Origin of the sequence: Cellulomonas pakistanensis, assembly GCF_016862755.1 — a bacterium.
Classification (GTDB): Bacteria; Actinomycetota; Actinomycetes; order Actinomycetales; family Cellulomonadaceae; genus Cellulomonas; species Cellulomonas pakistanensis.
In genome coordinates this window covers 16,628-38,866 of the sequence record NZ_BONO01000032.1, presented here as the reverse complement: position 1 = coordinate 38,866, position 22,239 = coordinate 16,628, and the positions used below count along the sequence as shown (strand labels likewise).

The following is a 22,239-nucleotide window of genomic DNA, read 5'->3' as shown; positions in this document are numbered from 1 at the left end:
CGTCGACCCGCCGTCCGACGAGCACCTCGACTGCCTGACCTGTGGACGACGCCAGCCGGTCCTCCTGTGGATGGGTCGCTGCCCGGTGATCACGCCGCCGAGATGGCAACTCTCGGCTGTCGACGACTCAGGGCGCGCAGCCGAGAGTTGCCATCTCGGCGCCGGGTTTGGTTAGCGGGGGTAATGACGTAAGGTAACTGTTGTGCACACGGACCAGGTCGCCGAGCTCGCGGGGGAGCTGCGGGTCGCGCTCGCCACCTCGACCCGGCGGATCCGGAGCCGGCGCGGCGGCGCCGACCTGCCCGACCCGCAGTTCAACGTGCTGGCGATCCTGCTGCGCGAGGGGCCGCTGTCGCCCGGGGCGCTCGCCGACGCCGAGCACGTGCAGCCGCCCTCGATGACCCGGACCGTCAACGCGCTCGTCGAGCTCGGGCTCGTGCGCAAGTCCGAGCACCCGACCGACGGGCGGCAGGTCGTCGTCAGCCTCACGGACGCGGGGGAGGCCGAGGTCCGGGAGACCCGGCGCCGGCGCGACGCGTGGCTCGCCGCCCAGCTCGCGGTCCTCACGCCGGACGAGCGCCGCACCCTGGCGGACGCCGCCGGGCTGCTGCGTCGCATCGCCGCGGGGACGGCCGGATGAGCCAGACCTTCTCCTCGCTGCGGTTCTTCAACTACCGGCTGTGGTTCGCCGGCGCGCTGGTCGCGAACATCGGCACCTGGATGCAGCGCGTCGCGCAGGACTGGCTGGTCCTCACCGACCTGACGGACGAGTCGGGGCTCGCCGTCGGCATCACGACCGGGCTGCAGTTCGCGCCGACGCTGCTGCTGTCCGCGTGGGCGGGCGTGCTGGCCGACCGGGTCGACCGCCGCAAGCTGCTGATGATCACCCAGGGCGCCCAGGGGGTGCTGGCGTTCGGGCTCGGCGCGCTCGTGCTGTCCGGGCACGCGCAGCTGTGGCACGTGTACGCGTTCGCGCTGGCGCTCGGCGCGGTGGCGGCCCTCGACCAGCCCGTGCGGCAGACGTTCGTCGCGGAGCTCGTGCCGGCGAGCGGGCTGTCCAACGCGGTCGGCCTCAACAGCACGTCGTTCAACGCCGCCCGGCTGATCGGCCCGGGCATCGCCGGCCTGCTCATCGCCGCGGTCGGCACGGGGTGGGTGTTCGTGATCAACGGGGCGTCGTTCGTCGCGACGATCCTCGCGCTCGTGCTCATGCGCACCGGCGAGCTGCACACCATGCCGGTCGCCCCGCGCGCCAAGGGCCAGATCCGCGAGGGGGTCCGGTACGTCCGCGGGCGCAGCGACATCCTCGTGATCATGGCGGTCATCGGCGTGGTGTCGACGTTCGGCCTGAACTTCCAGATGACCAGCGCGCTCATGGCCCGCGCGGAGTTCGGCAAGGGCGCGGGGGAGTACGGGATCCTCGGCTCGGTGCTCGCGATCGGGTCGCTGGCCGGCGCCCTGCTGGCGGCGCGGCGCGAGCGGCCCCGCGTGCGGCTGGTCATCGGCGCGGCGTTCGCGTTCGGCGTCGCGACCGGCGTGCAGGCGCTGATGCCGACCTACGTGTCCTACGCGGTCGCGTGCATCCCGGTGGGGCTGGCGTCGCTGACGATGCTCACCGCCGCGAACACCACCATCCAGATGTCGACCGACCCCGTGGTGCGCGGCCGGGTGATGTCGCTCTACATGATCGTCATGCTCGGGGCGACGCCCGTCGGGTCGCCCATCGTCGGCTGGATCGGCGAGCACTTCGGACCGCGCTGGTCGATCGGCATCGGCTCGATCACGGCGCTGCTGGTCTCGGTCGCCGCGGCGCTGTGGGCCCGCAGGCGGTGGCACGTGCAGGTCCGGTACCGGCTGCTGAGCCGCCCGCACCTCGAGGTCGTGCACCCGGACGTGCCGGTGCCGCGCCGGTCGGCCGACGAGGTGGCGGCGCGCGAGGCGGCGGACGCGGCGCTCTGACCGACCCGGGGGGCGGGTGAATCCCGGCCCGCCATCTTGCCCGATTTGTCCGATCTGTGACGATCGACAGATGGCAGTCCGACGGCGGGTGCTCATCGCGGTGGCGGTCGTGCTCGCGGGGGCGCTGGTCGCCGGCGGCTGGCTCGCGTTCCGGGTCTACCAGGCCGGCACCGCGCTGCGGGACCTCCGGGCCGCGGCGGACGGAGCTCGCCCGGAGGTCGACGCGCTGGACGTGGGGGCGCTCGAGGCGCGGCTGCCGGCGCTGCAGGACGCCGCCGCCCGCGCCGCGGCCGCGTCCGACGACCCCGTCTGGCGGCTCGCGGAGCACCTGCCCCTGGTCGGCGACGACCTCACCGCCGTCGCCGTCGTCTCCTCTGCCGCGGACGGCCTCGTGCGCGACGCCGCCCCCGGCCTGCTCGCGGCGGTCGCCGCCGTCGTGGACGGGCGCGCCGAGCCCGCGACGAACGCCCCGTCCGGCTGGGTCGACCTCGCGGCGCTCGCGGACGCCGCCCCGGCCGCCGCGCGCGCCGCCGACGTGGTCGACCGCCTGCGTGCCGACCTGGCGGCGATCGACCCGGACGGGCTGGTCGGCCCGGTCGCGGGCCCGGTCGCTGACCTGCGCGGCGCGCTCGACGGCTCGGCGGGCTCGCTCGCCGCGGTCCAGGACGTCGCCGGCGTGCTCCCCGGCCTGCTCGGCGCGGACGGCCCGCGCACGTACCTGCTGCTGTCCCTCAACCCGGCCGAGCTGCGCGCGCAGGGCGGGATCGTCGGGGCGGTCGCCGTGCTGCAGGCCGCCGACGGCGCCGTCGGCCTGGTCGGCCAGCGGGGCACCGTCGACCTGCCGGAGCTCGCCGCGCCGAGCCTGCCGCTGACCGACGCGGAGCTGGGGCTGCACGGCGAGCGGCTCGGACGCTGGGTGCAGGACGCCGCGCTGACCCCGGACTTCCCGCGCGCCGCCGAGCTGGCGGCGGCGTTCTGGGAGGAGTCGACCGGCCAGCGGGCCGACGGGGTGCTCGCGGCGGACCCGGTGGTGGTCGCCGACCTGCTGGCCGCCACCGGCCGGACCGTGCAGGCCGACGGCGCGGAGCTCGGCGGGGACACGCTCCTGCGGGCGCTGCTGCGCGACGCGTACCTGGCCTACGGCGACCCGCGCTGGGGCGACGCGTTCTACGCACAGGTGGCCACCGCGGCGTTCGCCGTGCTGCGGGACGCCGCGGCCGACCCGGCGACCGCCCGCGCGGCGGCGGAGGTGCTGCTGCACGCGGTCGACCAGCGGCGGGTGCGCCTCTGGTCCGCCGACCCCGCGGAGCAGGCGCGCCTCGCCGCCGGCCCGCTCGGCGGCGCGTTCCTGTCCGGCGACGCGCCGACGCCCACCGGGCGGGTCGGCGGGGCGGTCGGGGTGTTCCTCGACGACGCGACGGCGGGCAAGCTCGGCTACGACCTCGCCGCCACGGTGACCGTCACGATGGAGGCCTGCGGCACGCCCGACGCCCGGGCCCGGGTCGACCTGGCGCTCGACTACCGCCCGCCCGCGGACGTCGCGGCGTACCCGGCGCAGGTGCTCGGCGACGGGCGGTCCGGCGTGCCCCCTGGCTGGCTGGCGACCAACGTGTCGTTCTGGTCGGCTCGCGACGGCCGGGTCGGGGAGGTCCGGCGGGACGGCCTCGTGGTCGGCGGCGGGCGCGCGACGGTGGCGCGGCGGGACGTCGCCGTGCTCACCTCGCGGCTGGCGCCGGGTACCGCCGAGACCTACTCCGTGAGCGTGCCGGCGCCCGGCGGGCGGGTGACGGTGTGGACGACGCCGACGCTGACGGGGCCGGGCGTCGTGACGGGGGAGTGCCCTGCCTGACGCGGTCGCGCAGGTCACGGCGGTGCCCGGCTCCGGCGCGCCGGGACACCCCCGGATCCGCGTGATCACGCAGCGGTTTTCACCCGCACCCCGGCCGTGCGGGCGCCGGACCGCGGACGTACCGTGGGCGAAATGTCCGGTTTGTACGAATCGGGCAGTCCGGCAACGACGCCGGGCGGCCAGGCGTCTGGGGGACTGACATGGCACGAGCGCGACGCATCATCGGCACCCTGGCCGCGGCGGCGGTCGTCGTCCTCGGGTCCGTCCTCCCGGCCCAGGCCGGCCCGCCGGCGGCCTCCGCGGTCGCGGCCCCGGCCCTCGCCGCGGCGGTCGTCGACCCGTGCGAGCAGCCGACCGACGGCTACGCCCCGCCGCCCGAGTGCGAGCTGCTCGTCGCCGAGGCCGCCGGCGTCTGCCTCGAGGCCGCGCCCGTGCTGCGGTACGCGGTCGAGGCCACCGGCACCACGGACGACACCCTGTCGATCACGTGGGTCGACCCGGAGGGCGCCGACATCACCCAGGACGGGCTGCCGCTGTCGGGCTGGGTGTACTGGCCCGGGACGGTGGTGAAGGACGGCGTCGTGGTCGACTGGCCGGGCTGGCACCTCACGCCCGAGGGCACCTGGTCCGAGCACGACGCCTACGACTTCACGCGGCCCGAGGTGCAGGTCGTGCTCGAGGTGAACCCGAGCGCCACCACCGTCGTCGCGTACCCGCCGGAGACCGCGGTGTGCGCGAACCCGCCGGGGGCGTCGGGCGGCCCCGGGGCGCCGGGCGGCGAGGTCGAGCAGGTCGCCGGCGTGGTCGTGACCTCCGACGTGCTGGCGGCGCCCGAGGACGTCCGGGCGGCGTCGGCGGTGCTCGCGGTCACCGGGTCGGACGCGACGCCGCTCGTGGTCGCGGCGGCGCTGCTGCTGCTGGTCGGCGGGGTGCTCGTCGCCCTGCCGGTGCGGCGCCGGCACCGCGAGGGCTGACGGGACGGCGGCCGCGAGGTCCCGCCCTCGCGTCCGCCGCGCCGCCCACCCGGGCGACCCGCCCGCGCCGCGCGCCTCAGCCCAGCCGGTCGACCACGTGGTCCAGGCACGCGGTGAGCGCGAGCACGTCGTCCGGCTCGACCGCGGGGAACATCGCCACCCGCAGCTGGTTCCGCCCGAGCTTCCGGTACGGCTCGACGTCGACGATCCCGTGCGCGCGCAGGATCCGCGCCACCGTCGGCGCCTCGATCCGCGGGTCCAGGTCGATGGTGCCGACGACGGGCGACCGCTGCCCGGGGTCGGCGACGAACGGCGACGCCCAGTCCCGCGCCTCCGCCCAGCCGTACAGGTGCCCGGCGGAGGTCGCGGTCCGCTCGGCGCACCAGGCCAGTCCGCCGTTCGCGAGCATCCAGTCGACCTGCTCGGCCAGCATGACCAGCGTCGCGAGCGCCGGGGTGTTGAGCGTCTGGTCGGCGCGCGAGTTCTGCACCGCGGTGGTCAGCGAGAGGAACTCCGGCACCCAGCGCCCGGACGACTCGATCCGCGCGGCGCGCTCGACGGCGGCGGGGGAGAGCAGCGCCAGCCACAGGCCGCCGTCCGAGGCGAACGACTTCTGCGGCGCGAAGTAGTAGGCGTCCGTCTGGGACACGTCGACGGCGAGCCCGCCCGCACCGGAGGTCGCGTCGACGAGCACCAGCGCGCCCTGGTCGGCGGACCCGGGCACCCGGCGCACGGGCGCGACGGCGCCGGTCGACGTCTCGTTGTGCGGCCAGGCGTAGGCGTCGACGCCGTCGGCGAGCGCCGGGACCGCCGACGTCCCGGGGGCGACCGAGGTCAGCACCGGCTCGTCGAGGAACGGGGCGCGGGCGGCCGCGGCGGCGAACTTCGACCCGAACTCCCCGAACACGGCGTGGGCGGACCGGCGCTCGACCAGGCAGAGCGTCGCGAGGTCCCAGAAGGCGGTCGACCCGCCGTTGCCGAGCGCGACCTCGTAGCCGGCGGGCAGCGCGAACAGCTCGGCGAGCCCGGCGCGCACCCGGCCGACGAGGTGCTTCACGGGCGCCTGGCGGTGCGAGGTGCCGAGCAGCGTGCGGCCGGCGGCGGCGAGCGCGCGCACCTGGGCGTCGCGGACCTTGGCGGGGCCGGAGCCGAACCGCCCGTCGGCGGGCAGCAGGTGCTCGGGGATGGTCACGGCGGCGGGCGGCGTGGGCGCGGTCACGCGTCGCACCCTAGCGACCCCGCTCCGGACCCCGCCGCGGCCGACTAGCCTGTGGGCGGACGTCCGCGCACGACAGGAGGGCACCGGCGTGAGTGACCTGATCGACACGACCGAGATGTATCTGAAGACGATCTACGAGCTCACCGAGGAGGGCATCACCCCGCTGCGCGCCCGCATCGCGGAGCGCCTGGGGCACAGCGGCCCGACGGTGTCGCAGACCGTCGCCCGGATGGAGCGCGACGGGCTCCTGGTCGTGTCCGGCGACCGCCACCTCGAGCTGACCGAGGTCGGCCAGAGCAAGGCCATGCGCGTCATGCGCAAGCACCGCCTGGCGGAGCGGCTGCTGGTCGACGTCATCGGGCTCGACTGGGAGTACGTGCACGAGGAGGCGTGCCGCTGGGAGCACGTCATGAGCGAGCGCGTCGAGCGGCGCCTGGCGGGCCTGCTGGACCACCCGCACTTCGACCCGTACGGCAACCCGATCCCGGGCCTGGACGAGATCGGCGAGGAGCGCACCCCGGTGGGCTTCCTCGATGGGGTCGCGCCGGTCGTGACGGTGGCCGTGGAGGCCGGCGGCTCGACCAAGGGCGTCGTGGCCCGGCTGGGCGAGCCTATCCAGACGGACGTCGAGCTGCTCGCGCGCCTCGCGCAGGCGGGCGTGCGCCCCGGCAGCGAGATCGCCGTGGAGAAGAACGGCAACACCGTGACGGTCGGCGCCCCGGGCGCCGAGACCGTGCTGGACCTGCCGCAGGAGGTCGCGCGGCACGTGTTCCTCCGCACCTCCTGACCGACGTCCGCGAGGGCCCCGCGGGCTGTGGCGAGCGCCACCCGCGGGGCCCTCGCGCGTCGGTGACCTGCTGCGCCGTGTGAGCGTTCTCGCGGCCCGGGAAACGGGCCGTGACCGGAACGTGACAATCGGCTCGGGGGTCGGGTACCTTCGGTCCTGCTCGTCGGAACCCTCCTCCGTGCGAGCCCTTGGACGGTACGCCGAGCCCTGCCGCCGCCCGAGGTTCCGTACACACTTCGCCGGCAGGGGCGGGGGAACCACATGCGGGCACCGGAGACGGTGTCCTTGGGGTGAAGCCGCGTGACGCGACCGGATCCGTCCGGGAGCGGAGCGCGGCCGGGTATCTCCAGCCCGAACCCGACAGCTCACCTCGTAGGCGCCAGGAGAGGCTGTACGTGACCGCTAGTGCTGTGCGCGCTCGACACCGTTCCGCGCGTCGCCCCGTCACCCCCCTGACCGACCTCGCCACCGCCGCCACGGGCACCCTCGCCCAGGCCGGTCGCCGCACCGCCGTCGTCGCGGCCACCACGGGGCTCATGGTCTCCGCGGTCGCCGTCCCGGCCGCCAGCGCCGCGACCACCTCCGGCGACCAGGCCGCGCTGCCGTCGGTCGACACCGCCGCCCTGACGGCCTCGGCGAAGACGGTCCTCGAGACCGCGCCGGTCGTCACGGCCCCCGCCGACGCCGCGTGGACCTTCGAGACCCCGGCCGTCACGGCCGTCGTCCCGGAGCCCGAGCCGGAGCCGGAGCCCGAGCCGGTCGTCTCCCGGTCCGCCGCCCGCGCCGCGACCGCCGAGACCGCCGCCGCCGCGACCGAGGTCGCCGCCGCCGCGGTGCCGCAGTCGGTGAGCGACAACGCCGTGCTCGAGATCGCCGCCCGCTACGTCGGCACGCCGTACGTCTCCGGCGGCACCACGCCGGCCGGCTTCGACTGCTCCGGCTTCACCTCGTACGTGTACGCGCAGCTCGGCATCACCCTGCCGCGCACGTCGTCCGCGCAGAAGGCGGCGGGCACCGTCGTCTCGGCCGCCGACGCGCAGCCCGGCGACCTGATCTGGAGCCCCGGCCACATCGCGATCTACGCCGGCGGCGACCAGCAGATCGACGCGCCCCGCCCGGGCAAGTCGGTCGAGTTCCGCAGCATCTGGCAGAGCAACCCGGTGTTCATCCGCGTCGGCTGACCTGCCCCGCAGCCCTCCCGATCCGACCCCCACGGCCCGCGCGGCCGTGGGGGTCGCGTCGTCCCGGGGGTGCCCACGGGCCGGATCGCGCCGTCGACGGTGTGACCTGCGGCACAAAGGGGAGGTCGGAATCGCCCGGGTGCGCGTACCCTGCTTGTGCTTGCCTCCCCCAGCGGGCCCGCCAGCCAGGCGGGTCCCCGAGGACCCAGGAGTGACGCCGTGCTGCTGCCCGCCCCACCCAGGACGCTGCTCCTGAACGCCAGCCTCGAGCCCCTCTGCGTCGTCGCGCTGCCCCGCGCCGTGACCCTCGTGATGTCCGGCAAGGCCACCGTGCTCGAGTCCGACGGCCGCGTGCTGCACTCCGAGCACGTCGTCGTGCCGCTCCCGGTCGTGCTGTCGCTGACCCGGTACGTGCACGTGCCGATGCGCCGGCCCCTGCCGCCGACCCGCCGCACCGTCCTGCAGCGGGACGACCACCGGTGCGCCTACTGCGGCTCGCACGCCGACACCGTCGACCACGTGCACCCGCGGTCCCGCGGGGGCCGCCACGAGTGGGGCAACGTCGTCGCGGCCTGCCGGCGGTGCAACCACCGCAAGGCCGACCACCTCCTGCATGAGATCGGCTGGGAGCTGCGCTGGACGCCGTCCGCCCCCCGGGGCGCGACGGCGTTCCTGCACGGGGCGGCGGTCGACGAGCCGGCCTGGTCGCCGTACCTCGCCGCCTGACCGCCCCAGGGCGTCCCACCCCAAGGCCGCGTCAAGCCCACGCCACGCCGAACCCCGGAGTAGGTGCGGACCAGGCATGATGCGAGGCACACTAGGGGGTGTACCGGAGGAGGTCGCAGCGATGAAGCGGGACGCGGAGATCCTGGTCGGGGTGGACGGGTCGGCGGCGAGCATGCACGCCCTCGACTGGGCGGCGGCGGAGGCCCGCACGCGGGGCCGGACGCTGCACGTGGTGTGCTCCTACACGCTGCCGTCGTTCACGGCGGCCTCCCTGGACGGCGGGTACGCCGCCCTCGACGACACCGCCATCCAGCAGGGCGCCCGGGCCGTGCTGGCCGAGGCCCGGCAGCGCGTGCAGGCGCCGGGGCTCGACGTCGTCACGACGGTCGCCACGGGCGACGCCGCGGCCGTCCTCGTCGAGATGTCGCGGGACGCGTCGCTCGCCGTCGTCGGGACCCGCGGCAAGGGCGGGTTCGCCGACCGGCTGCTCGGCACGGTGTCGTCGACCCTGCCCGCGCACGCCTACTGCCCGACGGTCGTCGTCCCGCTGCGCGACCAGCGCCGCGGCGGCGTGGTCCCCGCCGACGAGTCGACCCCCGTGGTCCGGCCCGTGCGGCGGCTGATCGTCGGCGTCGACGGCAGCCCGCAGGCAGACCTGGCGCTGCGGTACGCGATCGACGAGGCGCAGGCCTGGGACGCCGAGCTCACGGCCGTCGCCGGCGTGCCCGTCGGCAGCGGCTCGGGCGTGATGGCCTGGCTGCCCGCGACGATCGACCAGACGCAGGTGCTCGCCGACGTCACCGAGGGGCTGAACGTGGTCGTCGACCGCGCGCTCGCGGACAAGCCCGGGGTGACGGTCAAGCGGCACGTGCTCGACGGGACCGGCGCGGAGCTGCTGACCGAGTTCTCGACGGCGACGGACCTGATCGTCGTCGGCTCGCGGGGGCGCGGCGGGTTCGCCGGCCTGCTGCTCGGGTCGACCAGCCAGGCGGTGCTGCACCACGCGGCCTGCCCGGTGATGGTCGTGACGAACCGCTGCCAGGAGCGCCTCGCGGCGGCCGGCGGCGGCGCGGAGCAGGCCGCGGGCTGACGCGGCGCCCGCGCGGCGCCCGCGCGGCGCTCACGCGGCGCCCGCGCGGCGCCGAGAGGTCGCAGAACGGGTGCGTCGTGCCGTCGGAGCGCCCGGTTCGCGACCTCTCGGCGCGCCCGCGCGGGCTACGGCGCGGGCGGCGGGACGTCCGGGCGGCGGACCAGCGCGGACAGCACGATCGTCGAGCGGGTGCGGGCGACGAACGGCTCCGCCGCGAGACGCTCGACGACCTGCTCGAGGTGCCGCATGTCGCGGGCCCGCACCTGCACCACCACGTCGACGTCTCCGGTGACGGTGCTCGCGGCGACGACCTCCGGGTACCGGTCGACGGCGGCGCGCATCGTCGCGGGGCTGGTCGAGCCGTGGCAGAACAGCTCGATGAACGCCTCGGTCTCCCAGCCGAGCGCGGCCGGGTCGAGCAGCACCGTGAACCCGCGGACCACGCCGCGCTCGCGCAGCCGGTCCACCCGCCGCTTCACCGCCGGCGCGGACAGGGCGACGACCGCGCCGATGTCGGCGTAGGAGGCGCGCGCGTCGGCGGCGAGCTCGCGGAGGATCGCCTCGTCGATGGGGTCCAGGTCGCCGGGACGGGTCGGGGTCACGGCGCCATCCTCCCGCACCCGGGTCCGTGACCGCGGCGTCCGCGCCCCGGAGCGCGGGGCGCGGCGGACGGGTGCGCGGCCGGATGAGCGCGGTGGCACGCGGGGGGCTGCCACCCGGGTGGCGGGTTCACCCCTCCGGGGGACGCGGATCCGCTGACCTGCGGCTTCATCACCCCGGCGGGTGAACGCCCTGGTCGGCCGTTCAGCGCCTCCGCGGCGCCGTCGATGGGCACGGGGACAGGGGGCCCGTCGACGACAACGAGGAAGGACCGGACATGCCGGCATCCGGCAGCCAGCCGAGCGACCCCACGACCCCGAGCACCGGGCCGTCGCCGCACGAGGACCCCGCCCGCGGGAGCAGCACGCGCACGCCCGGGCCGCGTCGTGCGGCCGCTCCGGGGACCATCCCGACGCAGCGCGGGCGCGCGGCGACGGCCGTGCTCGACGCCCCGGCCGCGGCGCCGGCACCGGCGCGGACGCTGGTCGACTCGCTGGTCGACGGGAGCGTGCACGACGCGCCCGCCGTGGTCCCGGCGCCCCGCCCGCGCGTCGACGCGCCCGTGGCGTCCCCGGACGTCGCGCCCGCACCCGCCGAGGCCGGTGCGCCCGCCCCCGCCGAGGCCGGCGCGCCCGCTCCCGCCGAGGCCGGCGTGACCGCTCCCGCCGAGGCCGGCGCGCCTGCCCCCGCCGAAGCCGGCGCGCCCGCTCTCGCCGAGGCCGGCGAGACCACCCGCGCCGTGGCCGGCGCGACCACCCCTGCCGAGGCCGACGAGACCGCCCCCGCCCGGGCGACCCCCGCCGCCACCCCGGCCCCCGCAGCGCCCGCGCCGGCCCTCGCCGCCCGCCGCCCGGCCCGCCCCGGCCGCCGCCGCGCGGTAGCCGCCGCCGTGCTCTCCGCCGCCCTCGTCGGCGCGGTCGCGGCGGGCGTCGTGGTGCAGCTGCGCGCCGACGCCCGCGCCGCCGCCTGGGCGCACGCGCAGGAGCGGGTCGCCGCCGAGCACGCCGCGCAGCGCGCCGACGAGGCGTTCTTCGCCGACGCGCGCGCCGCCGTCGCCGCCGCCCGGTACGACGCCCTGGTGGCCGAGGCCGTGCGCCGCGCGGGCTCCGTCGTGACCGCCGCGCGCTCGGCCGCCGACGCCTCGCCGCACGCCGGCGACGCGAACCTCGCCGCGCTGCGGACCGCCGCGGACGCCGCCCAGCGCGCCGCGGACGGGGTCGGCTCCGGGACCAGCCCGGCTGAGCTGCGCACGGCCACCGCCGCGGTCGCCGGCCCGCAGCAGGCCACGGTCGACGCGGAGGCCGCCTGGCAGGCCGCGGAGGCCGCGCGGATCGCGGCGGAGCGCGCCGCCGCCGAGCGGGCCGCCGCCGAGGCCGCCCGGCGCGCCGCCGCGTCCGCCCCGCGGAGCACGGCCACCGCCGCCCGGTCGAACCGCGCCGGCGCGCCCGCGGCGTCGGGCGGCGGGGGTGCGGCCGCGCCGGCGGCGTCCGCGACCTCCTGGGCCGCCGGCGTCTCGTCCTACGGGGTCGGCGGGCTCGGCGCGGCGATCAACGCCGCGCGGGCGGAGAACGGCCTGCCCGCCCTGGCGGTGACGGGGTCGTCGTCCCTGGCGGACCACGCCGCCGCGATGGCCGCGGCCGGCAGCATCTGGCACTCCGGGAGCGACCACATCGTCGGCTGGGTCCAGCCGGCGAGCGACAGCGCGATGATCCGGGCGTACCTGAACTCGCCGGGCCACCGCGCGTGGGTGCTGAAGTCCGGGAAGTCCACCGTGTCCATCGGCGCCGTCACGCTAGACGGCCGCCTGTACACCGCGATGCGCTTCTCCTGAGGGCTCCGCCGGTCCCCGGTCGCGGGGGCCGGCGCAGGGCGCGCTCAGGACGCGGGCGCGCCGACGGCGCGCGGCCCCTGGAGCAGGGGAGGGGCCGCGCGCTGTCTCAGCGCAGCGCCTGCGTCAGCCGGTCGAGCGCCAGGTCCAGGTCGTCCGCCTCGATCACCAGCGGCGGCGCCAGCCGGATCGTCGACCCGTGCGTGTCCTTCGCCAGCACCCCGAGCCGCAGCAGCCGCTCGCACAGCTCCCGGCCGGTCATCCGCGCGGGGTCGACGTCGAGCCCGGCCCACAGCCCGGCGCCCCGGCTGCCGACCAGGAGCCCGGTGTCGACCAGCGTCGCCAGCCGCGCGTGCAGGTGGGCGCCCAGCGTGCGCGCGCGCTCCTGGAACGTGCCCGGCCGCAGCAGGCCGACGACCGCGATCCCGACCGCGCACGCGAGCGGGTTGCCGCCGAACGTCGACCCGTGGGTGCCGGCCGTCAGCACGCCGAGCACGTCCGGCCGCCCGACGACGGCGGACACCGGGAGGACCCCGCCGCCGAGCGCCTTCCCGAGTGTGACCAGGTCGGCCCGCACGCCCCACAGCTCCAGGGCGAACGTGGTGCCGGTGCGCCCGAGCCCGGACTGGATCTCGTCGGCGACGAGCAGCACGCCGGCCTCGTCGCAGATCGCGCGGACCGCGGGCCAGTACCCGTCCGCCGGGACGACGACGCCCTGCTCGCCCTGGATCGGCTCGAGCAGCACGGCGACGGTGGTGTCGTCGATGGCGTCCCGCAGCGCCTCGGCGTCGCCGAACGGCACCACCCGGAACCCGGGGGTGTGCGGGGCGAAGCCGTCGCGGGCCTCGGGGTCGGTGGAGAACGACACGATCGTCGTCGTCCGGCCGTGGAAGTTGCCGGCCGCCACGACGATCGTCGCCCGCTCGGGCGGCACGCCGCGCACGTCGTAGCCCCACTTGCGGGCGGCCTTGATCGCGGTCTCGACCGCCTCGGCGCCGGTGTTCATCGGCAGCACCATCGGCTGCGGGCCGTCGGCGCCCGCGCCGGCGACGACCGGGCGCGCGAGCTCGGACAGCGCCTCCGCGAACGGGTGGAGCAGGTCGTGGTCGAAGGCCCGGGACGACAGCGTGAGCCGGCCGAGCTGCTCCGTCGCGGCGGCCACCAGCGCCGGGTGCCGGTGCCCGAAGTTCAGCGCGGAGTACCCGGCGAGCAGGTCGAGGTACGTGCGGCCGGCGTCGTCGCGGACCCAGGCCCCCTCTCCGGTCGTCAGCGTGACCGGCAGCGGGTGGTAGTTCGGCGCGAGGGGGCCGGCCGCGGCGCCCTCGGCGCTCCGGCTCGGGATCGTGGCGGTCATGGGTGTCACCTTCCGGGCCGGGGCGGGTGGCCGGCCGGGGCGCCCCGGCCGGCCGAGGGGGTCAGCGGGCGGGGCGGATCTCCAGCGTGCAGCACTTCGCGCCGCCGCCGCCCTTGAGCAGCTCGCTCGTGTCGACGGGGACCGGGCGGAAGCCGCGGTCGCTGAGCTGGGCGGCGAGCGCGGTGGCGCCGGGCGCGACCACGACGTTCAGGCCGTCGCTCACGGCGTTCAGGCCGAGGCAGGCGGCGTCGGCCTCGGTCGCGAGGACCGCGTCGGGGTAGCGGCGCTCGAGCTCGGCGCGCGAGGCGTCCGAGAAGGCCGGCGGGTAGTACGCGACCTGCTCGCGGCCGGCGGTCGAGTCGAGCACGGCCAGCGCGGTGTCCAGGTGGTAGTAGTGCGGGTCGACCAGCTCGAGCGTGACGACCTCGCGCCCGGTGACCTTCGCGATCTCGTCGTGGGAGGCGCGGTCGGTGCGGAAGCCGGTGCCGGCGAGCAGCACGTCGCCGACGCCGAGGATGTCGCCCTCGCCCTCGTTGACCTGCTCCGCGGTGTGCGTGACGTAGCCGTGGTCGGCGAACCACTTCTCGTAGGCCGGGCCCTCGGGCTGGCGCTCCGGGTAGCGGAACTTCGCGGAGTACACGACGCCGTCGACGATCGTCGCGCCGTTGGCGGCGTAGACCATGTCCGGGAGGCCCGGGATCGGGTCGATGGTCTCGACCGTGTGGCCGAGCTGCTCGAACGTGTCCTTCAGCACCTGCCACTGCTGCACCGCGAGGCCCGCGTCGGTGTACCGCGTCGAGTCCATCCACGGGTTGATCTCGTAGGAGACCGTGTAGAACGTCGGCTCGCACATCAGGTAGTGGCGACGGGTCTGCTGCGGGGTCGCGGGCATGGTGCTCCTCGAGGTGTCCGGGGACGGCGGTATCGGACGTCGGGCCGCCTCGTCGGGGCGCGTCCGGCCCAGCCTACGGTTCACCCGCGCGGCACATCATGGCGCGACGTTGCGGGGGCACCACCGCTTCGTTGCGCGATCGCGGGCTCAGGCGGCGGTTCGTTGCGTGCCGTGCGCCGCCTCGCGCACCGCGCGGGCCAGGACGAGCTGCAGCATGCCCTCGACCAGCAGCGCGCCGAGCCACCGGGTCGCGGCCGGCGGCAGCCCGCGCAGGTGCACCGTCTCGGTCCAGGTCACGCGCGCCGACGACCCGGCCGCCTCGACCTCGATCCGCGCGGTGCCGAGCAGCACCGGGCCGAGCTTCTGGAACACCGCGACGCCGGGGACGGCGCCGAGCGGGCGCTCGTACCGCTCGATGCGCATCCGGTCGACCAGGCCCGGGGCGCCGCGGCGGGCGAACGGGCCGCTGACCGCGCGGATCTCGTCGCCGACCTGCGGGGACGTGCCGCCGGGCCAGCGCTCCCAGCCCGGGCCGGCGGCCTCCGCCCCGGGGCGCGTCAGGTCGACCCGGGTCAGCGGCACCCACCGGGTGTGGTGCCGCGCGTCGGCGACCAGGTCCCAGGCGCGCTCGGCGTCCAGGGGGAGCAGCCGCGAGACGCGCGCCCACGGCGTGCGGTCCCGGTCTCGCGTGATCATCGTCGCCCTCGTCCCCGGTCGGTGCGGCGTGCCCGGGGTGGGGCGGTCCGCCCCGCGTCGGCCCCGGGCGCGTCGGTGACCATCTTCCCCTCTGGCATCGTCCGCGGTCGCCCCGAATCGCGTCCGCCGAGGTCGGTGCTGGGTGCAGGCACCCAGGCGCGCCGGGGTGAATCGCGCGGGGTAGCCTCGGCCCGTGCAGACGAGGACGCTGGGCAGGACAGGACGGGACGTCTCGGTGGTGGGGCTGGGCTGCTGGCAGCTCGGCGCCGACTGGGGCGAGGTGGCCGAGGACGACGCGCTGGCGGTGCTCGCCGCCGCGGCCGACGCGGGGGTGACGTTCTTCGACACCGCCGACGTCTACGGCGACGGCCGGAGCGAGACGCTGATCGGGCGGTTCCTGCGGGAGCGGCCCGCGGACGCCGCGCCGATCACGGTCGCCACCAAGATGGGCCGGCGGGCCGACCCGCACGTCGCCGCGGCGTACACGCTCGACGCGTTCCGGGCCTGGACGGACCGGTCGCGGACGAACCTCGGGGTCGACACGCTCGACCTCGTGCAGCTGCACTGCCCGCCGAGCGCCGTGCTGAGCACGGACGCCACGTACGACGCCCTGGACACGCTCGTGGACGAGGGCCGGATCGCCGCGTACGGCGTGTCGGTCGAGACGGTCGACGAGGCGCTCGCCGCGATCGCCCGCCCGCACGTGGCGTCGATCCAGATCATCCTCAACGCGTTCCGCCGCAAGCCGCTCGAGCGCGTGCTGCCCGCGGCCGCCGAGGCCGGCGTGGGCATCATCGCCCGCGTGCCGCTGGCGTCCGGGCTGCTGTCCGGGAAGTACGACGAGCACACCGAGTTCGCCGCGACGGACCACCGGTCGTTCAACCGGCACGGCGAGGCGTTCGACGTCGGCGAGACGTTCTCCGGCGTGCCGTTCGAGGTCGGCGTGGCCGCGGCCCGGGAGGTCGCGGCGCTGACGCCTGCCGGCGCGACGACGGCGCAGCTCGCGCTGCGGTGGATCGTCGACCAGCCGGGCGTCTCGACGGTGATCCCCGGCGCGCGCAACGCCGAGCAGGCCCGCGGCAACGCGGACGCCGCGCTGATCCCGGCGCTGGACGAGTTCACGCTGGACCGGTTCCGTGCGATCTACGACGAGCGCATCAGGTCCCACGTCCACGACCGCTGGTGACCCGCTGACGCCGGGTTCCCCGCGGGGGACCCGGCGTCGTCAGGTCCGCCGAGGTGGCAACTCTCGGCTGTCGTGCGGCGCGCGCGCACAGCCGAGAGTTGCCATCTCGGCGCGCCAGGGCCGCGCGGTCAGCGGCGCGGGAGGTGCTTGCGGGGCTGCTCGATGACGCGCGGGGCGCCCTCCGTGGCCTCGACCACCAGGACGCTGTCGCTCCAGCGGTCCGGCGGCGGACCGAACGCCTTGCGGGCGCCCTGGATGACCGTGCGGCCCAGCGCGCGGCCGCCGGTGATGCCGATGACCGCGCCGACGCCGAACGGCACCATCCGGCCGAGCGCGAGCCCGCCCTGACGCGCGAGCTGCTTGCGGAACAGCTGCCGGGTGAGCCGCGCGTTGACCCGGCGGATCGTGCCCGTCGGCATCCGCGTGAGGATCGCGCGGGCGACGTTCAGGCCCCGCAGCCCGGTGAGCTCGCCGACGTCCGTGACCGCCTTCGCGCCGGACTCGCCGAGGATCGTCGCGAGCAGCAGCGCGCGGCGGCGCTCGGCGTCCTCGACGTCGATGCCGTGCACGCTGGCGACGGCGAGCGAGAACGCGGCGGACGCGCCGAAGAACGTCGCCACGTCGCCGACGGTCAGCGCCATCGCGACGCCGGTGCCGACCGCCGGGGCCGCCGCGGCCGCGCCCACGGCGCCGCCCGTGCCCTGGACGACCAGCAGGTACTCCCGCTCGAGCAGGCCGATGATCTCCGCGGGCGTGCCCTCGGGGTTCCGGCGCCGGACGGAGTCGACGTGGGCGTGGATGGTGGCGGACGGGATCGTCACGGCGCGGTCGAGGGCCGCGTCGACGATCGGGGTCCGGCGGAGCGCCATCACTCGCCCGTGATCTCGAGGTCGACGGTCGCCCCGGCCTTGAGCGTGTTGCCGACCGTGCAGTGCTGCTCGACGGCGCGGTGCACCACGCGCAGCAGCCGCTCCTTGGTGGCCTCGTCGAGGCCGGACAGGTCGACGACCATCCGCTCGTGCAGCGCGGGGTACCGGTCCTCGGGCTTGTAGTTGTCGCCGCTGACCTCGACGGTGACCTCGACGTCGTCGCCCAGCCGGTGGCTCAGCGCGGTGTCGGCGGACATCCCGGAGCAGCCGGCGAGCGCGATCTTCAGCAGCTCGCCGGGCGTGAACACGGCGCCGGCCTCGACGGGGCCCATGCGGACCTCGGCGCCGCGCTCGTTGCGCCCGGTGTAGGTGCGGGTGCCGGTGCGCTCGACCCAGAGCCGGGACGGCTGCGCGGCGGCGGGGGAGGCAGGGGGGACGGGCACGTCGGTCTCCGGCGCGAGCCCGGTGTTCGGGGACTCCATGCGCCGATCCTGTCACGCGGTCCCGGATGCGGCAGGGGGATCCGCCGTGGGCGGACGGAGCGGGCGACTCGCCCGGTCGGGTGGTTCCGCGGCAGACCGGCTGCGGCCCGGTCGCGGCCCGGTGGGGGCTCACTAGGCTGGCTCGGGTTCGGCCGGGTCGAGCGGAGGCCCGGCGGGTGCGAGCGGGGGCCGCATGAGCGTGGACGAGGACCGGGGCACGACGCCGACGGCGAGCGTGCGCGTCGACCCGGACGTCCAGCAGGTCCTGGACCGCGTGCGCGAGCACCTCGGCATGGACATCGCGTTCCTCTCGGGTCTCACCGCGTCCGCCGAGGTGGTGCTCGCGACCAGCTCCGAGACCGGCCCGATGCAGATGGCGGTCGGCGACGAGCGCGACCTCGACGACACCTACTGCGTGCGCGTGCTGTCCGGGGTCCTCCCGCCCGTGCTGCCCGACGCGCGCCGGCACCCCGTGGCGCGCGAGCTCGCCGCGACCGCGGAGCTCGGCATCGGCGCGTACCTCGGCGCCCCGCTGCGCGGCCCGGACGGGTCGCCGGTCGGGATGCTGTGCTGCCTGGCGCGCGGGGCGAACCCCATGCTCGACGAGGACGCGCTGCGGGTGCTCGGCCTGGCGGCCGCGCTGGTCGAGGACCGCATGGGCGCGTACGGCCTGCCGCACCGGCCCGCGGTCAGCGAGCGGGTGCGGTGGATCCGCGCCGTGCTCGCCGAGCGCGACGTGCGCAGCGTCTTCCAGCCGGTCGTGCACCTGGGCACCGGCGAGGTGGTCGCGGTCGAGGCGCTGTCCCGGTTCGACCCCGCGCGGTTCCCGACGCCGGTGCACGCGTTCGCCGCCGCAGCCGCGGCCGGCGAGGCGGTCGAGCTCGAGCTGCTGGCGGCCGAGTGCGCGCTGGCCCGGCTCGCCGACCTGCCGCCGGGGATGCGGATGTCGATCAACCTGTCGGCCGAGGCGCTCGCGGACCCGCGCACCGCGGACCTGGTGCTCGGCCTCGGGCCCGCGGTCGCGGTGGAGGTCACCGAGCACACGCCGGTCCACGACTACGAGGCGCTGACCGCGGTGACGAACCGGCTGCGCGCCGCCGGGCACCAGGTGGCCGTCGACGACGCCGGCGCCGGGTTCGCCAGCCTCCGACACGTGCTGCAGCTGCGGCCGTCGGCGATCAAGCTCGACCTGGCGCTGGTCCGCGGCTGCGACCTCGACCCGGTGCGCCGGGCGCTGATCCGGGCGGTCGCTGAGTTCGCCCGCGGGATCGACTCGTGGCTGGTGGCCGAGGGCGTCGAGACGGAGCACGAGCGGGCGACGCTGCGCGAGCTCGGGGTCGACTACGGGCAGGGGTACCTGCTCGGGCGGCCGGCGCCGCTCGACGTGGCGCTGCGCGGCGTCGGGGGCTGAGCCCGCGCGGGCCGCGCCGGGTCCACCTTTGGGCGGAGCGGGTCGAGCCCGCCGGTCGATCCGCCGCCGCGCGGCCCGCTCCTAGGCTCGGGGCATGCCCACCGCTCCTCCCGCGACCGCCCCGGTGGCCGCTCCGCCCCCGCCGCCGCGGCTCGGGCCGTGGTCGCGCACGTGGCGCTACCTGGCCGCCGTCGGGTTCGGCCTCGTGCTGTGGCTCGTCGTGGTCTCCGACCTGACGGCGACCGAGCCCGTCGACGAGGCCCGGGTCGGCGGGGTCATCCTGCTCGACCTCGCGGTCGGCGTGGCGACGATCGGCCTGCTGCCGCTGCGCCGGCGGTACCCGCTGCTGATCGCGGTGCTCACCTCGGCGGCGACGGCGTTCTCCGGGTTCGCGGTGGGGCCCGCGGTGCTGGCGACCGTCTCGCTCAGCACGCGCCGCCGGTGGCGCGAGGTGCTGGTCGTCGGCGGCGTGTGGGTGGCGTCGGGCATCGTCTACGAGTTCTGGCAGCTCGACGCCGGCAGCGTGGCCGAGCTCGGCCCGGTATTCACGCTCATCGCGTTCGGGGCGAGCCTGCTGCTGCTCGCGCTGGTCGTCGCGACCGGCTTCTACATCGGTGCGCGCCGCGAGCTGCTGCACACCCTGCGGCAGCGCGCGGAGGCCGCCGAGCGGGCCCAGGAGTCGCGGGCCGCCGAGGCGCGGCATGCCGAGCGCACCCGGATCGCCCGCGAGATGCACGACGTGCTCGCGCACCGCATCTCGCTGGTCGCCATGCAGGCGGGCGGGCTCGCCTACCGGGAGGACCTGACCCGGGCGCAGATCACCGCGTCCGCCGAGACGATCCGCGACAGCGCGCACCGGGCGCTCGGCGAGCTCCGCGAGGTGCTGGGCGTCCTGCGCGCCGACGACGAGACGGTGGTGCCGACCGAGCACGAGGCGCCCCAGCCCACGCTCGCCGAGCTGCCCGCGCTGCTGGCCGACGCCGACGAGGCGGGGACGCCCGCGCGGCTCGACGTGGCGGGGCTGCCCGGCGGCGACCGCGCGGCGCTCGCGGGCCTGCCGGAGACGGCCTCGCGCACGGCGTTCCGGGTGCTGCAGGAGGCGCTGACGAACGCGCGCAAGCACGCACCCGGCCAGGAGGTGCGGGTGCGGCTGGCCGGGGCACCGGGGGAGCGGCTGCTCGTCGAGGCGCGCAACGCCGTGCCGGTCGGGGTCGCCGCGGCGTCGCCGGCGCCGGGGGCCGGGCTCGGGCTGATCGGGGCGGCCGAGCGCGCGGAGCTGCTGGGCGGGTCGCTGGAGCACGGCGTCGAGCGGGACGGGCGGTTCGCCGTGAGAGTGTGGCTGCCGTGGCCGAGCTGACCCCGACCGAGCCCGCCCGCGCCGCGGCGGACGCCGTGCGCGTGGTGGTCGTCGACGACGACGCCCTGGTCCGCGCCAGCCTCCGGATGATCCTGGGCGGCGACCCGCGCCTCGAGGTGGTCGCCGAGTGCGCCGACGGCGCGGAGGCCGTCACGGTCGTGCAGCGGCTCCGCCCCGACGTCGTGCTGATGGACGTCCGGATGCCGCGGGTCGACGGGCTGACCGCGCTGCGGTCGCTGGCCGCCGCCGGGTCGCCGGCCCGGGTCATCGTGCTGACGACCTTCGACGCCGACGAGCTCGTGCTGCGCGCGCTCCGCGAGGGCGCCGCCGGGTTCCTGCTCAAGGACACCCCGCCCGCGCAGCTCGTCGACGGCATCCACCGGGTCGCCGCCGGCGAGCCGATCCTGTCGCCGACCGTGACCGCGCAGCTCATCGCGTCCGTGGCGAAGCCCGAGGACGCGGAGCGCCGGGCGGCGGCGCTGCGGGCGCTCGAGCCGCTGACCCCGCGCGAGCGGGACGTCGCGATCGCGGTGGCCGAGGGGCTGTCGAACCAGGAGATCGGCGAGCGGCTCTACCTCGGCGTCGCGACGGTGAAGACGCACGTGGCGCACCTGTTCGCGAAGCTCGGGGTGGCGAACCGGGTGCAGATCGCCCGCCTGGTGCACGACGCCGGCCTGGGCTGACGCGGCGCCGCGGTGCGCCGGCTCCCGGCGGCGCCCGCCCGCTGCGCCGCTCGGGCCGCGAGTGGGCATGAGACGCGTCGAGTGGGCATCCCGTGGTTGCCCACTCGACGTGTCCGGTGCCCACTCGGGTCCGCCGGCCGCGGCGAGCGCGGAGGGCGCGGGCGTCAGACGCCGGCGCCCGCGCGGAGCGCCAGGGCCCGGTCGAGCGCGGCGTCGCGGTCGGCTAGCGCCGCCGCCGTGGCCCGGGCGCGGGCGGCGGCGATCGGGTCGGCCGTCGGCGCGGGCACGGCGGCGCGCGCGGCCCGGCGGCGGCGGACGGACAGGTAGGGCAGGCGCAGCGGCACGGCGCGGGTGCCGTAGCTGACGTCGAAGGTCACCGTGGTCATGGCTCAGTCCTCCTGCTGCGGTGCGGGGGCGGCCTCGGCGGTGGGCTCGAAGGCCATGTCGGGGTTGATCGCGGTGAACAGCCGCATCATGCGGGCGCCGCCGGGGCGGCGTGCCGGGTCGGCGGTGCGGCCGTCGAACCGCTTCATGAGCGCGTGCAGGCCCTCGATCAGCTCGGCGGTCTCCTCCGGGGTGGCCCAGAACGCCGACGTGGTCAGCTGGGTCAGCGGGATGAGACCCGGGTCGACGACGCCGTCGTGGTCGACGTGCCGGAGGTGGTCGATGTACCGCTCGGCCTCGCGACGGACCGAGATCTCGCCCAGCTCGAGGACCGCGCGCCGGGACGCCGGGTCGAGCGGATCGGGCGTGATGTTGCGCTCGCGGGCGACGACGCGCCACGGGCGCTCGCGGCCGCGCGGCTCCGCCGGCTCGATGTAGCCGGCCTTGGCGAGCGTGCGCAGGTGGAACGAGCAGTTCGCGACGGTCTGGCCGAGGTGCTCGGCGCACTCGGTGGCCGTGGCCTCCCCGACGTCGTCGAGGAACTGCAGGAGGTCCATCCGGACCGGGTGCGCGAGCGCCCGGACGCGGGTGGGGTCGCTGACGCGCAGGGACGGGCCGGAGGTGACGCCGCGCGGGGCGTCGGTGCCGGAGGCGTCGTCCGCGGCGTGCTCGGTGGTGGTCATGGGGACGACGATAGACCCGCAACAACCCT

General features: G+C 77.0%; 22 protein-coding genes and 1 riboswitch. Of the genes, 13 read left to right on the top strand and 9 right to left on the bottom strand.

The window, feature by feature from the left end; all coding sequences use genetic code 11:
* The first annotated feature begins 202 nt into the window (after positions 1 to 202).
* From Cpa01nite_RS16960 to Cpa01nite_RS16945, 4 genes are all read left to right on the top strand, one after another.
* Positions 203 to 640 (top strand): MarR family winged helix-turn-helix transcriptional regulator, encoded by a 438-nt coding sequence (locus Cpa01nite_RS16960; RefSeq protein WP_203670041.1) that lies wholly within the window; start codon positions 203 to 205, stop codon positions 638 to 640.
* Positions 637 to 1,959, top strand: a complete 1,323-nt coding sequence (locus tag Cpa01nite_RS16955) for an MFS transporter (RefSeq protein ID WP_203670040.1) — start codon at positions 637 to 639, stop codon at positions 1,957 to 1,959. The genes Cpa01nite_RS16960 and Cpa01nite_RS16955 overlap by 4 nt, the downstream gene beginning before the upstream one ends.
* 70 nt (positions 1,960 to 2,029) lie before the next feature.
* Positions 2,030 to 3,808 carry a DUF4012 domain-containing protein gene (locus tag Cpa01nite_RS16950; RefSeq protein ID WP_203670039.1) on the top strand — a complete coding sequence of 593 codons (1,779 nt, stop codon included), beginning with the start codon at positions 2,030 to 2,032 and terminating at the stop codon, positions 3,806 to 3,808.
* A gap of 200 nt (positions 3,809 to 4,008) precedes the next feature.
* Complete coding sequence (locus Cpa01nite_RS16945) at positions 4,009 to 4,782, top strand: LAVTG motif-containing sortase-dependent surface protein (RefSeq protein ID WP_203670038.1); 774 nt, start codon at positions 4,009 to 4,011, stop codon at positions 4,780 to 4,782.
* Positions 4,783 to 4,858: 76 nt separating this feature from the next.
* Here the strand turns inward: Cpa01nite_RS16945 and serC are convergent, their stop codons facing one another.
* On the bottom strand, positions 4,859 to 6,001 hold the full coding sequence (gene serC, locus Cpa01nite_RS16940; protein WP_239068876.1) for a phosphoserine transaminase: 1,143 nt from the start codon (positions 5,999 to 6,001) through the stop codon (positions 4,859 to 4,861).
* A gap of 88 nt (positions 6,002 to 6,089) precedes the next feature.
* Here serC and Cpa01nite_RS16935 point away from each other — a divergent pair, with 88 nt between their 5' ends.
* The 4 genes from Cpa01nite_RS16935 to Cpa01nite_RS16920 all read left to right on the top strand — a co-directional run bounded on the left by Cpa01nite_RS16935 (position 6,090) and on the right by Cpa01nite_RS16920 (position 9,785).
* Entirely contained in the window at positions 6,090 to 6,788 is a 699-nt protein-coding gene (locus tag Cpa01nite_RS16935; protein ID WP_203670037.1) for an iron-dependent transcriptional repressor DtxR, read from the top strand.
* 227 nt (positions 6,789 to 7,015) lie between these two features.
* Positions 7,016 to 7,181: riboswitch (cyclic di-AMP (ydaO/yuaA leader) on the top strand.
* Between the two features lie 2 nt (positions 7,182 to 7,183).
* The gene (locus tag Cpa01nite_RS16930; protein ID WP_203670036.1) at positions 7,184 to 7,969 is read left to right on the top strand and encodes a C40 family peptidase; all 786 of its coding nucleotides are present in this window, start codon (positions 7,184 to 7,186) and stop codon (positions 7,967 to 7,969) included.
* A 219-nt stretch (positions 7,970 to 8,188) separates the two neighbouring features.
* The gene (locus tag Cpa01nite_RS16925; protein ID WP_203670035.1) at positions 8,189 to 8,695 is read left to right on the top strand and encodes an HNH endonuclease; all 507 of its coding nucleotides are present in this window, start codon (positions 8,189 to 8,191) and stop codon (positions 8,693 to 8,695) included.
* Between the two features lie 121 nt (positions 8,696 to 8,816).
* Positions 8,817 to 9,785, top strand: a complete 969-nt coding sequence (locus tag Cpa01nite_RS16920) for a universal stress protein (RefSeq protein ID WP_203670034.1) — start codon at positions 8,817 to 8,819, stop codon at positions 9,783 to 9,785.
* Between the two features lie 125 nt (positions 9,786 to 9,910).
* Here Cpa01nite_RS16920 and Cpa01nite_RS16915 read toward each other — a convergent pair whose 3' ends face one another.
* Positions 9,911 to 10,387, bottom strand: a complete 477-nt coding sequence (locus Cpa01nite_RS16915) for an Lrp/AsnC family transcriptional regulator (RefSeq protein ID WP_239068875.1) — start codon at positions 10,385 to 10,387, stop codon at positions 9,911 to 9,913.
* Between the two features lie 275 nt (positions 10,388 to 10,662).
* Between Cpa01nite_RS16915 and Cpa01nite_RS16910 the strand changes: the two genes are divergently transcribed.
* Positions 10,663 to 12,216, top strand: a complete 1,554-nt coding sequence (locus Cpa01nite_RS16910) for a spore germination YkwD domain-containing protein (RefSeq protein ID WP_203670033.1) — start codon at positions 10,663 to 10,665, stop codon at positions 12,214 to 12,216.
* Between the two features lie 106 nt (positions 12,217 to 12,322).
* On the opposite strand, the gene rocD is transcribed toward Cpa01nite_RS16910, so the two are convergent.
* The 3 genes from rocD to Cpa01nite_RS16895 form a co-directional block, all read right to left on the bottom strand.
* On the bottom strand, positions 12,323 to 13,567 hold the full coding sequence (rocD, locus tag Cpa01nite_RS16905; protein WP_203670032.1) for an ornithine--oxo-acid transaminase: 1,245 nt from the start codon (positions 13,565 to 13,567) through the stop codon (positions 12,323 to 12,325).
* Between the two features lie 61 nt (positions 13,568 to 13,628).
* Positions 13,629 to 14,459, bottom strand: coding sequence for a dimethylargininase (ddaH, locus tag Cpa01nite_RS16900; protein WP_203670031.1), 831 nt, complete (start codon positions 14,457 to 14,459; stop codon positions 13,629 to 13,631).
* 147 nt (positions 14,460 to 14,606) lie between these two features.
* Positions 14,607 to 15,155: an SRPBCC family protein gene (locus Cpa01nite_RS16895; protein ID WP_203670030.1), complete on the bottom strand. Its 549-nt coding sequence runs from the start codon at positions 15,153 to 15,155 to the stop codon at positions 14,607 to 14,609.
* Between the two features lie 193 nt (positions 15,156 to 15,348).
* On the opposite strand from Cpa01nite_RS16895, the gene Cpa01nite_RS16890 reads away from it, so the two are divergent.
* On the top strand, positions 15,349 to 16,341 hold the full coding sequence (locus Cpa01nite_RS16890; protein WP_203670029.1) for an aldo/keto reductase: 993 nt from the start codon (positions 15,349 to 15,351) through the stop codon (positions 16,339 to 16,341).
* Positions 16,342 to 16,469: 128 nt separating this feature from the next.
* On the opposite strand, the gene Cpa01nite_RS16885 is transcribed toward Cpa01nite_RS16890, so the two are convergent.
* Complete coding sequence (locus Cpa01nite_RS16885) at positions 16,470 to 17,210, bottom strand: hypothetical protein (RefSeq protein ID WP_203670028.1); 741 nt, start codon at positions 17,208 to 17,210, stop codon at positions 16,470 to 16,472.
* Positions 17,210 to 17,692, bottom strand: coding sequence for an OsmC family protein (locus tag Cpa01nite_RS16880; protein ID WP_203670027.1), 483 nt, complete (start codon positions 17,690 to 17,692; stop codon positions 17,210 to 17,212). The genes Cpa01nite_RS16885 and Cpa01nite_RS16880 overlap by 1 nt, the downstream gene beginning before the upstream one ends.
* A 193-nt stretch (positions 17,693 to 17,885) precedes the next feature.
* Between Cpa01nite_RS16880 and Cpa01nite_RS16875 the strand changes: the two genes are divergently transcribed.
* The 3 genes from Cpa01nite_RS16875 (at position 17,886) to Cpa01nite_RS16865 (ending at position 21,143) form a co-directional block, all read left to right on the top strand.
* On the top strand, positions 17,886 to 19,103 hold the full coding sequence (locus Cpa01nite_RS16875) for a sensor domain-containing phosphodiesterase (RefSeq protein WP_203670026.1): 1,218 nt from the start codon (positions 17,886 to 17,888) through the stop codon (positions 19,101 to 19,103).
* A 94-nt stretch (positions 19,104 to 19,197) separates the two neighbouring features.
* Positions 19,198 to 20,460 (top strand): sensor histidine kinase, encoded by a 1,263-nt coding sequence (locus Cpa01nite_RS16870; protein ID WP_203670025.1) that lies wholly within the window; start codon positions 19,198 to 19,200, stop codon positions 20,458 to 20,460.
* Positions 20,448 to 21,143, top strand: a complete 696-nt coding sequence (locus tag Cpa01nite_RS16865) for a response regulator (RefSeq protein WP_239068874.1) — start codon at positions 20,448 to 20,450, stop codon at positions 21,141 to 21,143. The genes Cpa01nite_RS16870 and Cpa01nite_RS16865 overlap by 13 nt, the downstream gene beginning before the upstream one ends.
* Positions 21,144 to 21,307: 164 nt before the next feature.
* On the opposite strand, the gene Cpa01nite_RS16860 is transcribed toward Cpa01nite_RS16865, so the two are convergent.
* Both Cpa01nite_RS16860 and Cpa01nite_RS16855 read right to left on the bottom strand, forming a co-directional pair.
* Positions 21,308 to 21,529: a hypothetical protein gene (locus Cpa01nite_RS16860; RefSeq protein WP_203670024.1), complete on the bottom strand. Its 222-nt coding sequence runs from the start codon at positions 21,527 to 21,529 to the stop codon at positions 21,308 to 21,310.
* Positions 21,530 to 21,532: 3 nt separating this feature from the next.
* Positions 21,533 to 22,210 (bottom strand): ArsR/SmtB family transcription factor, encoded by a 678-nt coding sequence (locus Cpa01nite_RS16855; RefSeq protein ID WP_203670023.1) that lies wholly within the window; start codon positions 22,208 to 22,210, stop codon positions 21,533 to 21,535.
* Between the last annotated feature and the right edge of the window lie 29 nt (positions 22,211 to 22,239).

Bases quoted from the DNA above. Each gene is read 5' to 3' on its own strand.
- Cpa01nite_RS16950 (WP_203670039.1), top strand. From the start codon at position 2,030: ATGGCAGTCCGACGGCGGGTGCTCATCGCGGTGGCGGTCGTGCTCGCG.
- Cpa01nite_RS16860 (WP_203670024.1), bottom strand. From the start codon at position 21,529: ATGACCACGGTGACCTTCGACGTCAGCTACGGCACCCGCGCCGTGCCG.
- Cpa01nite_RS16885 (WP_203670028.1), bottom strand. From the start codon at position 17,210: ATGGCGCTCCGCCGGACCCCGATCGTCGACGCGGCCCTCGACCGCGCC.
- Cpa01nite_RS16875 (WP_203670026.1), top strand. From the start codon at position 17,886: ATGAGCGTGGACGAGGACCGGGGCACGACGCCGACGGCGAGCGTGCGC.
- Cpa01nite_RS16895 (WP_203670030.1), bottom strand. From the start codon at position 15,155: ATGATCACGCGAGACCGGGACCGCACGCCGTGGGCGCGCGTCTCGCGG.
- Cpa01nite_RS16870 (WP_203670025.1), top strand. From the start codon at position 19,198: ATGCCCACCGCTCCTCCCGCGACCGCCCCGGTGGCCGCTCCGCCCCCG.
- rocD (WP_203670032.1), bottom strand. From the start codon at position 13,567: ATGACCGCCACGATCCCGAGCCGGAGCGCCGAGGGCGCCGCGGCCGGC.
- ddaH (WP_203670031.1), bottom strand. From the start codon at position 14,459: ATGCCCGCGACCCCGCAGCAGACCCGTCGCCACTACCTGATGTGCGAG.
- Cpa01nite_RS16880 (WP_203670027.1), bottom strand. From the start codon at position 17,692: ATGGAGTCCCCGAACACCGGGCTCGCGCCGGAGACCGACGTGCCCGTC.
- Cpa01nite_RS16855 (WP_203670023.1), bottom strand. From the start codon at position 22,210: ATGACCACCACCGAGCACGCCGCGGACGACGCCTCCGGCACCGACGCC.
- Cpa01nite_RS16955 (WP_203670040.1), top strand. From the start codon at position 637: ATGAGCCAGACCTTCTCCTCGCTGCGGTTCTTCAACTACCGGCTGTGG.
- Cpa01nite_RS16910 (WP_203670033.1), top strand. From the start codon at position 10,663: ATGCCGGCATCCGGCAGCCAGCCGAGCGACCCCACGACCCCGAGCACC.
- Cpa01nite_RS16945 (WP_203670038.1), top strand. From the start codon at position 4,009: ATGGCACGAGCGCGACGCATCATCGGCACCCTGGCCGCGGCGGCGGTC.
- Cpa01nite_RS16920 (WP_203670034.1), top strand. From the start codon at position 8,817: ATGAAGCGGGACGCGGAGATCCTGGTCGGGGTGGACGGGTCGGCGGCG.